10 protein-coding genes are annotated in these 12,316 nt (G+C 70.0%); 9 read left to right on the forward strand and 1 reads right to left on the reverse strand.

From position 1 onward, the window contains the following. Positions 1-271 (forward strand): hypothetical protein (locus ODJ79_RS13190; protein WP_411267310.1); only part of this gene is annotated, 271 nt, incomplete at its 5' end. A 288-nt stretch (positions 272-559) separates the two neighbouring features. Here ODJ79_RS13190 and ODJ79_RS13195 read toward each other — a convergent pair. Continuing rightward, complete coding sequence (locus ODJ79_RS13195) at positions 560-1,783, reverse strand: FAD-dependent monooxygenase (protein WP_263023697.1); 1,224 nt, start codon at positions 1,781-1,783, stop codon at positions 560-562. An 83-nt stretch (positions 1,784-1,866) separates the two neighbouring features. Between ODJ79_RS13195 and ODJ79_RS13200 the strand changes: the two genes are divergently transcribed. From ODJ79_RS13200 to ODJ79_RS13235, 8 genes are all read left to right on the forward strand, one after another. Continuing rightward, positions 1,867-2,568, forward strand: coding sequence for a TetR/AcrR family transcriptional regulator (locus ODJ79_RS13200; protein ID WP_263023698.1), 702 nt, complete (start codon positions 1,867-1,869; stop codon positions 2,566-2,568). 49 nt (positions 2,569-2,617) lie between these two features. After that, complete coding sequence (locus ODJ79_RS13205) at positions 2,618-4,288, forward strand: sodium:solute symporter family protein (protein ID WP_263023699.1); 1,671 nt, start codon at positions 2,618-2,620, stop codon at positions 4,286-4,288. Positions 4,289-4,300: 12 nt separating this feature from the next. Next, positions 4,301-4,678: a hypothetical protein gene (locus tag ODJ79_RS13210; RefSeq protein ID WP_263023700.1), complete on the forward strand. Its 378-nt coding sequence runs from the start codon at positions 4,301-4,303 to the stop codon at positions 4,676-4,678. Between the two features lie 100 nt (positions 4,679-4,778). Further along, positions 4,779-5,033, forward strand: coding sequence for a hypothetical protein (locus tag ODJ79_RS13215; protein ID WP_263023701.1), 255 nt, complete (start codon positions 4,779-4,781; stop codon positions 5,031-5,033). Between the two features lie 171 nt (positions 5,034-5,204). Then, positions 5,205-6,689, forward strand: a complete 1,485-nt coding sequence (locus ODJ79_RS13220) for an alpha/beta hydrolase (protein ID WP_263023702.1) — start codon at positions 5,205-5,207, stop codon at positions 6,687-6,689. Positions 6,690-6,766: 77 nt separating this feature from the next. Continuing rightward, positions 6,767-8,551, forward strand: coding sequence for an ABC transporter ATP-binding protein (locus tag ODJ79_RS13225; protein WP_263023703.1), 1,785 nt, complete (start codon positions 6,767-6,769; stop codon positions 8,549-8,551). Beyond that, positions 8,548-10,479: an ABC transporter ATP-binding protein gene (locus ODJ79_RS13230; RefSeq protein WP_263023704.1), complete on the forward strand. Its 1,932-nt coding sequence runs from the start codon at positions 8,548-8,550 to the stop codon at positions 10,477-10,479. Before ODJ79_RS13225 ends, ODJ79_RS13230 begins: the two co-directional genes overlap by 4 nt. A 30-nt stretch (positions 10,480-10,509) precedes the next feature. Further along, positions 10,510-12,291: a gamma-glutamyltransferase family protein gene (locus tag ODJ79_RS13235; RefSeq protein WP_263023705.1), complete on the forward strand. Its 1,782-nt coding sequence runs from the start codon at positions 10,510-10,512 to the stop codon at positions 12,289-12,291. The last annotated feature ends 25 nt before the right edge of the window (positions 12,292-12,316 follow it).

The raw sequence follows: 12,316 nt of genomic DNA on the forward strand, positions 1-12,316 counted from the left end.
CGCCGCCGGTACTCCCAACGCCGCCGGTACTCCCAACGCCGCCGGTACTCCCAACGCCGCCGGGACCGTCACTGCCGCTGGAACTCCCAATGCCGCCGGTGCGGTCGGAACCCTCAAGGCCGTGCAGGGCTGCCTCGTCCCGGCCGCGCCGACCGGCTCCGCAGAGGATTTCGTCCATCAGCAGGCCGGCGGTGGCCCGCCCCCGCCGACCTTCGTCGACTCGGCGGCGAAGGGCCGTCCCGGCACCTGGTACCTCGGAGCCTGTGGCTGATCGCGGGTCCCGGCGTCCGGTGCGTAGGACCCTGCGGGTGACTGGTGGTTCCGGCGTCTGGTGCGTGGGAGCCTGCGGGTGAATGGCGATCCCGACATCCGGTGCGGGGGAGCCCGCGGGCGCCGGCGGGTCATCGCGGGTCCGGCGCCCGGCGCGTCGGTGCCTGCGGCTGATCGCGGGTCCCGGCGTTCGGTGCCTGCGGGTGACTGGCGGTTCCGGCGCCTGGTGTGTCGGTGCCTGCGGGTGACTGGCGGTTCCGGCGTCTGGCGCGTGGGAGCCTGTGGCTGATCAGCGGGTCGCGGCGAGGGCTGGGTAGTCGGGGAGGTCGAGGTTGGTGCTGCGGTCGGCGGCGATCTTGAAGGTCAGGTCGATGACCCACTTCTTGTTGTTCAGGTAGTTGCGGGCCCGGATGCCGGCCGCGGTTTTCGGGGCCAGGAACTTGCCGGTGGTGTCGCCGCCCTTCTGCGTGCCGCGGGCGAACTTGCCGATCCGCCGCTCGTATGCCGGGAAGGCCACTCGGTGGTCGCCGCCCGCCGCGGCCAACTCGCCGGCCAGCACGTACGCCGAGACGAGCGCGGTGCCGTTGCCCTGCCCGCCGATCGTGGCGCCGCACGCGGCGTCGCCCACCAGCGCGACCCGGCCCTTCGTCCAATGCGGATTGTCGACGCGACAGATCTGGTCGAGCCAGAAGTCGGGTGCGGCGTCGAGCGCCTCCAGCAGACGGGGAGCCAGCCAACCCATGCCCGCGTAGCGCTCGTGCAGCAAACGCTTCTGCGCGTCGCGGTCGTGCCGGTCGTATCGCAGCTGCGGCGAGGCGAAGGCGACGAACGCGCCGGCCCGGCCGGTGTGCCGGTGGTCGCCGCCGACGCTTATCATCCGGCCGGGCTCGTTGTAGATAAGCATGCCTTCAGTCCTGTTGAGGGCGGTGGGCGGGGTGGTCGGATGGAGGTCGCCGCCGAGGCCCCACTCGTCGGGGACGTCCCAGCCGGCCACGTAGTAGCCCAGGTGTTTCACGAACTGCTCCTCGGGGCCGAACGCCAGCCGCCGCACGCCGGAGTGCACACCGTCGGCGCCGACGACCAGGTCGAAACGGCGCCGCGAGCCGCTCGCGAACGTCACCGACACCCCGTCGGCCGTCTCGGCCATCGCGGTGATGCGGTCGCCGAACAGGTATTCCGTGGTGGGCGCGGCGTCGCACAGGATGCGGGCGAGGTCGCCGCGCCGCACCTCCAGGTCGCCGCCGGCGAGGCCGGCCGGCCACTCCATCAGCCGCTTGCCGTCCGCGTCGACGAAACGCATGGCGGTACCCCCGGTCTGCACCTCCCGCAGGGCGGGCAGCACGCCCATCCGGTCGAGCAGGCCCATGTGCAGCGGGCCGCGGAAGTCGACCGCGTTACCACCGGTCCGTAGCGCGGGCGCCACCTCGACGATCGTGGCCTGGTGACCGAACCGGCCGAGCCAATAGGCCAGCGCCGGCCCCGCGATGCTCGCGCCCGAGATCAGAACATCCATCCCCATCCCCCTCGACCAAAAACTGTGTCTGCCGGACTCGATTTCTTCTGTGTACGGTAGACGCTGTTCGAAGGGAAGGCAACATGACCGCGGATTTCTTCTGGGCCCCGCGCCCCCGGCCGACCCGTGGCCCCAAGCCGGCGCTCACCCTCGACCAGATCGCCGACGCCGCGATCGCGATCGCCGACGCCGAGGGCCTCGCGGCCGTCTCCATGCAGCGGGTCGCCGCCGACCTGGGCTACACGAAGATGTCCCTGTACCGATACCTCCCGGGCAAGACCGAGCTGATCGCCGCCATGCTCGAGCGCGCACTGGGCGGCCCGCCCGAGCTCGGCGCCCCGCTCTCGCCCGCCGCCAAGCCTGAGCTCGGCGGTGACTGGCGGGCGGCGCTCACCGCCTGGGCGACCGCCCTGCTGAACGCGTACGCCGGTCACGCCTGGGCCCTGGAGGCGAGCACCGGCCGTCGCCCGATCGGTCCGCACGAGCTGGCCTGGATGGAACGGGCGCTGGCCGTGTTGCCCCCCGGCCTGAGCGGCGCCGAACGGCTCGACGCGGTGGCCACCGTCGCCGGCCACGTCCGGATGATCGCGGGGCAGTCCGGCGGCGCCGAGAGCGACCTGGCGGCCGCGATGGGGATGGTCCTGCGCGACCACGCCGAGCGCTATCCGGCGGTGGTCGCCGCGCTCACCGACGTCGCCGCGCACGGCGGCGCCGACAACGCCTTCGCCTTCGGACTCGACCGCATCCTGGACGGTTTGGCGGCGCTCGTCGCGCACCGCGTGTGAAACATGTTCATGACGGGTAGACGGAAGCGACCCGTCTTGGAGGTGGCCCGTGGATGAGCTCGCGGCGAGTGGACTCCGGCTCGACCTGAATGTCGTCGACTACCTAATCCTCGCGCTCTACTTCCTCACCGTGCTGGGCATCGGTTTCGCGGCACGCGCGGCGATCAGCAGCAGTGCCGACTTCTTCCTCTCCGGCAGGTCGATGCCGGCCTGGGTGACCGGTCTCGCCTTCATCTCCGCGAACCTCGGCGCGCTGGAGATTCTCGGAATGGCCGCCAACGGCGCGCAGTACGGCCTGATGACTCTGCACTACTACTGGGTCGGCGCGGTGCCCGCGATGGTCTTCCTCGGCATCGTGATGATGCCCTTCTACTACGGCTCGAAGGTGCGCAGCGTCGCCGAGTTTCTGCGCCGCCGCTTCAACAACCAAGCCCACCTGTTCAACGGGATCAGCTTCGCGATCGCCCAGGTGCTCATCGCCGGCGTCAACCTGTTCGCGCTGGCCCTGATCCTGAAGACGCTGCTCGGCTGGCCGCTCTGGGTCTCGATCATCCTCGGTGCGGCCATCGTGCTCGCCTACATCACCCTCGGCGGCCTCTCCTCGGCGATCTACAATGAGGTGCTGCAGTTCTTCGTGATCGTGGCCGGCTTGATCCCGATCACCATCATCGGCCTGACCAAGGTCGGCGGCATTGACGGCCTGTTCGAGAAGGTCCGGCATACCCCGCTCGGCGAGCCCGGCCTGCACACGTGGGCGAACACCGGCAGCACCGACAACCCGCTCGGCGCCAGCTGGATCGGCATCATCTTCGGCCTGGGCTTCGTGCTCTCGTTCGGGTACTGGACGACCAACTTCGCCGAGGTGCAGCGGGCGCTGTCGGCCAAGGATATGAGCGCGGCCCGGCGTACCCCGATCATCGGTGCCTTTCCGAAGCTGGTGATTCCCCTGGTGACCGTGATCCCGGGCCTGATCGCGTTGGTCACCGTCCAGGGGCTGGGCGCCAAAACCGGCGACCTGCAATACAACAACGCGATTCCGCAGTTGATGCGCGAGCTGTTGCCCAACGGCGTGCTCGGGGTGGCGGTGACCGGCCTGCTGGCCTCCTTCATGGCGGGCATGGCGGCCAACGTCTCCGGGTTCAACACCGTCTTCACCTACGACATCTGGCAGAGCTACGTCCGCAAGGGCCGGGACGACGGCTACTACCTGCGGGTCGGGCGGATCGCCACGGTCGGCGGCGTGCTGATCGGCATCGGCACCGCGTTCATCGCGTCCGGCTTCAACAACATCATGAACTACATCCAGGCGCTGTTCTCGGTGTTCAACGCCCCGCTGTTCGCCACCTTCATCGTGGGCATGTTCTGGAAGCGGATGTCCGCCTGGGCCGGTTTCTGGTCGCTGGTGCTCGGGACCGTGACCTCGCTGACGCTGTACCTCCTGCACCTGGGCAAGGTGATCAAGTTCAATTCCGACCTGGACGAGAGCTTCTGGGGCGCCGGCGCCGCGTTCGTCGTGGCGGTGCTCGTGGCGATCATCGTCACGCAGTTCACCCCGGCAAAGCCCGAGGACGAGCTGCGAGGCCTGGTCTACGGCCTCGGCGGCAGCGCAACCTCGGGCGAGGTGATCGTCGCGGGCGACAAGGTGTGGTGGCGCAACCCGATCCTGCTCGGCGCGATCGCACTGGTGCTGGCCGTCCTGCTCTACATCCCGGTTTGGTGAGGGAGGTCCGACATGGCAAACGAAACCGAAACCGGCCGCCGCCGCGCCGCCCGGCTGTTCGACGTACGGCTGGTGATCGGCGGGCTCTTCGTGATCTACGGGGTGATCGTCACCGGGATCGGCCTGTTCGACTCCCCGGCCGAGCTGGCGAAGGCGCAGGGCGTGCACATCAACATCTGGATGGGGCTCGCGATGCTCGTCTTCGGCCTGCTGATGCTGCTCTGGCTGCGGCTGAGCCCGCCCGAGGCGCTGCCGGAGCCGGGCGACGAGACAGACACGGTGCCGAGCGACGCCGAGGGAGAAAGGCCGAGCGACGCCGTGGGCGAAGGGCCGAGCGACGCCGACGGAGAAAGGCCGAGCGACGGGGGCGAGAACCTTGACCGCCGCTGATCCGCTCAGCTGATCGCAAGACGGGTGTGTGTCGGGTGCAATCCGGTTGTACAAGGTCCGTTTCTCTACGAGTCGGGGTCCGACCTTCGATAGACGGTGCATGGAACCACTAGCCTCAGTCAGGCTCGCCGGCTCCGGCGCCAGCCGGCCTGCCGGCTGGCAGGTACAAGTGCGGGTCGACTACGTCGTCAACAAGGTCGCGCGGACTCATCGCGGTGAGTCCGAGAGTGACGTCGCCAAGGAGATCCACGAGCAGCTCCGCGCCATCGGAGTTGTTCCCAACGGGCATCAGGTCGAGCAGTACGCCAAAGCAATCTCGGTACTACCTCTGCTTCCCCCGAACAACGCGAAGTAGTTTTCGGCCCGGTCCGGGAGCCGTCCACGAACCGGGCCGACTGCTGTCCGGCGACGGGTACACGGCCCGGCGAAATTCACCCGTTTCCCGGCCCGGCGAACCCGATCCGTCCGAGGATGGGCCCGCGCGGTGCCGCTGCCGTGCAGGGCGGAGACATGCGCGGTGCGAGCTATGACGCGACCCTTGCGGGCCGCGGTGGTCCTGCTTCTGACCCTTTTCCCGTACGCGGGCAGCCCGGCGCAGGCGCGCGCCACCAGAGCTCCGGCCATATCGTGGCGGCAATGCCCGGAAAACGTGCAGGTGCAGTGCGGGACGCTGCGGGTGCCGGCCGACTGGGCGGATCCGTACGGGCCGACGGTGCTGCTGACGGTCGCGCGCCGTCCGGCCACCGACCCCGCGCAGCGGATCGGCGCGCTGCTGGTCAACCCGGGCGGCCCCGGTACGTCCGCGGTCGACTTCACCCTCGACGCGCCGACCTTCTTCTCCGAGAACCTGCGCCGGCATTTCGACATCGTCGGCCTGGACCCGCGCGGGATCGGCCGCAGCACGCCCGTGCTCTGCTCGCCGGACGTGATCGATGCGCGACCGAACCCGCTCATCGAGTCGGAGTCGGCGTACCTGGCCACCATCGCCTACAACCGGCGGCTCGCCGCCGACTGCGCGGCGCGGACCGGCCCGGTCTTCCAGCACGTCGACAACCTGAGCGTGGTGCGCGACCTCGATGCGCTGCGGGCGGCGCTCGGCGAGGAGAAGATCAGCTTCTACGGCGCCTCGTACGGTTCGCTGCTCGGCGAGCAGTACGCCGAGCGCTACCCGCGACGGCTGCGCGCCCTGGTGCTGGACGGGGTGATGGACCACACCGCCGACATCGGCCGTTTCCTGACCGAGGAGACCGACGCCGCCCAGGACTCGTTCCGCGAGTTCGTCTCCTGGTGCGCCCGGGACACCCAGTGCGTGCTGCACGGGCAGGACGTCCCGGCACGGTGGGCGGAACTGATCGCCCGGGCCCGGGCCGGCACGCTGGAGGATCCGTACGACCCGCCCACGAAGGTCGATGAGGCCGACCTGATCCAGTCCGCGTTCGCCGCGTTCTACGACCCGCAGTGGTACTCGTTCGCCTACTACGTGCGGGACGCGGCCGGCGACCGGGCCGTGCCTGCGCTCCCGAAAGGGGCCGAAACCACGCCGCCCGCGAACGACGCCGTCGAGCACAGCTTCCCCGCGGTGATCTGCGGTGACTGGCAGCTGCCGGTCACCGGGTACGCCGACCTGCACCGCCGGCTGTCGACACTGGCGGCCCGCGCGCCGCAGATGGTCGCCTCGCCGCTGGCGCTCGCCGTCGTCGTCGACTGCCTGGGCTGGCCGGTCCCGCCGCCGAACCCGCAGGGTCCGCTGATCCCGCCGCCCGGCCTGCCCCCGGTGCTGCTGGTCGGCAGCCGGCACGACCCGGTGACCGCGTACGCCTGGGCGCAGCGGGTCGCGCAGCAGTTCGGCCCGGTCGGGAGCCTGCTCACCTACGAGGGCTGGGGGCACGTCGTCTACAAGGACAGCCCCTGCGTTTCGGCCGCCGTCGACGCGTACCTCATCGGTCTGACCCGGCCGCAACCCGGCGCCAGCTGCCCGGCGGTGGCGCCGCAACCGTTTGGTGTGGGCTGAGAAATGCGTCACCCTGGCGGTGCCGGCGAGGCGGAGTATCGTTAGCCAAGCTAACAACACCTCCCAGGAGGCGCCGCTTGACTCGCCGCGCGCCGAAGGCGTCCATCGATCCCGATGTCCGTAAGAGTTGGTTGCGTCGCGCGCTGCCGCTCGTCCGGGCCCACCGCGGGCTGCTGATCACCTCGTTGCTGCTGTCGTTCGTCGGCCTGGTCGTGCAGGTGCAGATCCCCAACCTGGTGCGGATGGGGATCGACGACGCGATCGTCGCCCGCACCGGCCGGCTCTCCACCTACGTCCTGGCGATCATCGCGCTCGCCCTGCTGCAGGGCCTGATCAACTACCTGGCCCGGCTGTACCTGCTGCGCACGGCGTACGAGATGGAGTACGACCTGCGCAACATCGTCTACGCCCACCTGGTCCGCATGCCGTTCGGCTTCTACGACCGGGTGCAGTCCGGCGAGCTGATGTCCCGCTCCGGCTCGGACATCCGGGCCGTGCAGATGTATCTGTCGTTCGGCCCGTCGATCCTGGTGCAGTGCCTGATCGCGGTGGTCGCCTTCGCCCTGATGCTCTCGATCAACGTGCCGCTCGCGATCGTCGCCATGGTGACCATGCCGATCATCGGGGTGCTCGGCGTCAGCATGCGCAAGGCGATCTTCCCGGTCTCCTGGATGATCCAGGCGCGGCTGGCCCAGCTGGCCACCGTCGTCGACGAGAACATTCAGGGCGTACGGATCGTGAAAGCGTTCGCGGCCGAGGGGCGGCAGCTGCGCGCGCTGGCCGAGAGCGCCGACCGGATCCGGTGGGCCTACCGGCAGGACGCCCGGATCCGCAGCCGGTGGAACCCCCTGCTGGACAACCTGCCCCGCCTGGGGCTGGCCCTGGTGCTGCTGGTCGGTGGTCTCATGGTGATCAACGGGCACACCACGGTCGGCACGATCGTCGCCTTCAACTCGTACGTGCTGATGCTGCAACCGCCGTTCCGGATGCTCGGCATGATGATCATGATGGGCCAGCGCGCCTCGGCGTCGGCGCGCCGGATCTACGAGATCCTCGATACGCCCAGCGAGATCCGCGACGACCCGGACCCGGTCGAGCGACCGCTGCGCGGGGATCTTGCGTTTGCCGACGTCACCTTCGCGTACCCGAACGGGACCTTGGCTCTTGATCATTTGAACCTCACGCTGCGGGCCGGCGAGACGGTGGCGGTGGTCGGCGGCACCGGCTCGGGCAAGTCGACGCTCGGCCGGCTGGCCGCCCGCTTCTACGACGTGACCGGGGGCCGCGTCACCCTCGACGGCGTCGACGTCCGCAAGATCAAGCTGTCCGCGCTGCGCGAGCAGGTCGGCATCGTGCCGGACGAGCCGTTCCTGTTCTCGCTCTCGATCCACGACAACATCGCGTACGGGCGGCCGGACGCCACCCGTCGCGAGGTGATCGAGGCGGCGGTGGCCGCGGGCGCCGACGAGTTCATCCTGGAACTGCCGGACGGCTACGAGACGGTGGTGGGTGAGCGCGGCTACACGCTCTCCGGCGGGCAGCGGCAGCGGATCGCGATCGCCCGCGCGCTGCTGGTCGACCCGCCGGTGCTGGTGCTCGACGATGCGACCAGCGCCATCGACGTGGGCGTCGAGCAGCGGATCCACGGCACGCTCAAGGAGCGGATGCGGGGGCGGACGACTTTGATCGTGGCGCATCGGCTTTCGACGATCAGCCTCGCCGACCGGGTCGTTCTGATGGCCGGTGGGCGCGTGATCGCCGATGGGACCCACTCGTCGTTGCTGGCATCCGAGCCGAAATATGCCGAAGTCCTGGCCTCCTCCGAAATTTCGGATATCTCGGACGACGAGGTGCTCGCATGAGCATGTTCGGCGGCGGCTTCGGCGGCTTCAACGTGGGTGGAAGGCCGACCATGGGCGCGGCCGGGCGCAAGGGTAACGGCCTCCCGTTCGCCGGCATCCCGTCCGACCTGGCGGGCGGCGTTGCGAAGCTGGAGGCGGTCGAGCCCGATCATGGCGACCCGCACGTGCCGTTCGACCCGGTGGCCGACTCGGGCGCGAAGATCTCGCTCGGCCGGCTGCTGATCGGGCGGCCCGGGCTGCTGTTCGCGGCCTCGCTCGCCATCGGGGTCGAGACGCTGCTGCTCCAGGCCGGCCCGTACCTGGTGCAGGTCGGCATCGACCACGGCATCGCCGTGCGCGACCTGCGGGTGCTCGTGATCACCACGATCTGCTTCGTGGCCGCGGTGCTGCTCACCGGGCTGGCCACCGCGATCCGCATGCGCAAGACCGGCGTGCTCGCCGCGTCCGCCACCCGTGACCTGCGGATCCGCATCTTCGCCCACCTGCAGCGGATGTCCCTGGACTACTACACGAGGGAGAAGGCCGGGGTCACCATGACCCGGATGACCTCCGACGTGGAGGCGCTGCAGAACCTGCTGCAGGACGGGTTCGCCCAGTTCCTGATCCAGGCGCTGACCATGGTCGTGGTCACCGCGATCCTGTTCCACTACAACGTGCTGCTGGCGATCCTGACGCTGGTCCTGGTGGTGCCGCCGCTCACGGCCGCGTCGCTCTGGTTCCGGTACGCGGCGGACCGCGGCTACAACCGCCAGCGGGACACCATCGCGGCGATGTTCGCCGACCTCGCGGAGAGCCTGAACGGGGTGCGGGTGGTCACCGCGCACAACCGGCAGGACCGGAACGTGGTCGCGCACCGGTCGGTGGTCGGCGCGTACCGGGACGCGAACGACTGGACCGGGCGGATCAACGCGATCTACGGGCCGGGAACGTCGGTGATCGGGCTGGTCGCGATGGCGATCATGCTGCTGGTCGGCGGGCGCATGGTGCTGCGCGGGACGCTGACGATCGGCGAGCTGACCGCGTTCGTGCTCTACATCAACGCGTTCTTCCAGCCGGTGCAGCAGTTGGTGCAGCTCTATACCCAGTATCAGCAGGCGAAGGCCGCTATCGGGAAAATTCGTTCCCTCCTGCAGACCGTGCCCTCGGTGCAGCAGTCGCGGTCGGCGGCGGTGTTGCCGCCGGTCGCCGGCGAGATCGTGTTTGCCGACGTCACTTTCGGATATTTACCTTCTCGTCCTGTTTTATCGCATCTATCTCTCACGATTGCCCCGGGGGAGACGGTTGCCTGTGTCGGGCCGACGGGCGCCGGCAAGTCGACTCTCGCCAAGCTCGTGACCCGGTTCTACGACCCTGATTCCGGACATATCCTGATTGACGGGCATGATTTGCGGGACGTCACGCTGGCCTCGCTGCGGACGCAGATCGGGGTGGTGCCGCAGGAGCCGTTCCTCTTCGCGGGGACACTGCGGGACAACGTCGCCTTCGCCCGGCCCTCCGCCACGGACGAGGAAGTGTGGGCGGCGGTCGACGCGGTCGGGCTGCGCGAGCTGGTCGAGCGGGCGCCCGAGGGGCTGGACACCCCGCTGCACGAACGCGGCCAGTCGGTCTCCTCCGGCGAGCGGCAGCTGCTCGCGCTGGCCCGGGCGTTTCTGGCCGAGCCGCGGGTCGTTGTGCTCGACGAGGCGACCTCGAGCCTCGACCTGCGCTCCGAACTGCGGGTGGAGGCGGCCCTCGACGCGCTGCTGGAGGGGCGGACCGCGATCCTGGTGGCGCACCGGCTCTCCACGGCGATGCGCGCCGACCGGATCATCGTGGTCGACGACCACGGCATCGTGGAGTCCGGTTCGCACGCCGACCTGGTTCGGGCCGGGGGTCGTTATGCCGCCATGTTCGAGACATGGGCCGCGACCTCTGGTAGGCAAGGATAGACAGCTACCTCTGCCCACTTCGGAGGATCGATGCGGATCTTACCGGTTCTAGCAGCAGCAACTCTGTCCTCGGCGTTGATAGCGGCCCCCGCCGCCGCCTCTACTCCCGTCCTCGGCCCGACCGCCTACGGGTACGGCGGCGGGATCGCCACCGTTGACGCGACCGCCACCGGGGCCGGGCTCGACGTGTTGCGCCACGGGGGCAACGCGATCGACGCCGCCGTCGCCGCCGCGGTCACCCTCGGCGTCACCGAGCCGTTCGTGGCCGGCCCGGCCAGCGGGGGGTTCCTGGTCTACTACGACGCCAAGCGGCATCGGGTGTCGACCATCGACGGGCGCGAGGCCGGCCCGGCCACGATGACGCCGACCTACTTCATCGACCCGGTCGACGGCCTGCCGTACGACTTCCAGGAGGCCCGGGTCAGCGGCCTCTCCACCGGCGTGCCCGGCGCGCTCGCCACCTGGGACACCGCGCTGCGGCAGTGGGGCACCCGCTCGCTGGCCGGCCTGCTGCGCCCGGCGGCTGCGGTGGCCGACCGCGGCTTCACCGTGGACGCGCAGTTCCAACAGCAGGTCAGCGACAACCTGGCGGCGTTCGGCCAGTTCGACTCCACCAAGGCGTTGTACCTGCCCGGCGGCCGGCCGCCGGCGATCGGCACCACCCAGCGCAACCCCGACCTGGCCCGGACCTACCGGCAGATCGCCGCACAGGGAATCGGCTCGTTCTACCTCGGCCCGATCGGCGCGGACCTGGTCAAGACCGTCCAGCACCCGCCGGTCTCCGCCGATCCGGTCGGCACCTGGCCCTACCCGATCCGGCCGGGCGTCCTGACCATGGACGATCTGGCCGCGTACCGGGTACGGCAACCGGGCCCGACCGTCTCCGACTTCCGCGGCCTGAAGGTGTACGGGATGTCCACGCCGTCCAGCGGCGGCACCGCGGTCAGTGAGGCGCTCAACATCCTGGAGTCGGCGAACCCGTCGGCGGCCGACGTGACGCAGGTGCTGCACACGTACCTCGAAGCGTCGGCGCTCACCTTTGCCGATCGTGGGCGCTACGTCGGCGCGTACACGTCGCCGGAGGTCTTGAAGAAGTTGGCCTCGGATCGGTGGGGCGCCCAGCGCGCCTGCCAGATCAACCCGGCGGCGGCGATGACGAAGCCGGTCGCGCCCGGTGACATCAACGCCTCGGGATGCACGCCGACCGCCGCGACGCTGACGCCGGACAACGGGCTGAGCACCACCAACATCACGGTCAGCGACCGGTGGGGCAACGTGGTCGAGTGGACGTTCACGCTCGAGCAGTTCGGCGGCAACGGGATGGTCGTGCCGGGCCGCGGGTTCATGCTCAACAACGAGCTGACCGACTTCAACTTCGCGCCCACCCAGGGCACGGCGCCGGATCCGAACCTCCCCGGACCCGGCAAGCGGCCGCGTAGCTCGATGTCGCCGACCATCGTGCTCAAGGGCGGCAAGCCGTTCCTGGCGCTCGGGTCGCCCGGCGGCGCGTCGATCATCACGACGGTCCTGCAGATCCTGGTCAACCGGCTGGTGCTGGGGATGCCGCTGCCGGACGCGCTGGCGGCGCCGCGAGCCTCGCAGCGCAACTCGGCGGGCATTCAGGCGGAGCCGGCGTTCCACACCCAATACGGCCCGGCGCTGACCGCGCTGGGGCACTCGTTCGGGCCGGACATGGCCCAAATAGGCGCGGCCACGGCGATGGAGTTCACCGGCTACGGCGGGATCATCGCCTCGGCCGAGCCGGTACGCCGCGGCGGCGGAGCGGCCGGCGTCGTCCACCCCACGCACTGACAGCTCGCGCAGGGGGTGCCGCGGT

Source organism: Actinoplanes sp. KI2, assembly GCF_025630775.1.
Classification (GTDB): Bacteria; Actinomycetota; Actinomycetes; order Mycobacteriales; family Micromonosporaceae; genus Actinoplanes.

Bases quoted from the DNA above. Each gene is read 5' to 3' on its own strand.
- ODJ79_RS13195 (WP_263023697.1), bottom strand. From the start codon at position 1,783: ATGGATGTTCTGATCTCGGGCGCGAGCATCGCGGGGCCGGCGCTGGCC.
- ODJ79_RS13200 (WP_263023698.1), top strand. From the start codon at position 1,867: ATGACCGCGGATTTCTTCTGGGCCCCGCGCCCCCGGCCGACCCGTGGC.
- ODJ79_RS13210 (WP_263023700.1), top strand. From the start codon at position 4,301: ATGGCAAACGAAACCGAAACCGGCCGCCGCCGCGCCGCCCGGCTGTTC.
- ODJ79_RS13215 (WP_263023701.1), top strand. From the start codon at position 4,779: ATGGAACCACTAGCCTCAGTCAGGCTCGCCGGCTCCGGCGCCAGCCGG.
- ODJ79_RS13220 (WP_263023702.1), top strand. From the start codon at position 5,205: ATGACGCGACCCTTGCGGGCCGCGGTGGTCCTGCTTCTGACCCTTTTC.
- ODJ79_RS13230 (WP_263023704.1), top strand. From the start codon at position 8,548: ATGAGCATGTTCGGCGGCGGCTTCGGCGGCTTCAACGTGGGTGGAAGG.
- ODJ79_RS13235 (WP_263023705.1), top strand. From the start codon at position 10,510: ATGCGGATCTTACCGGTTCTAGCAGCAGCAACTCTGTCCTCGGCGTTG.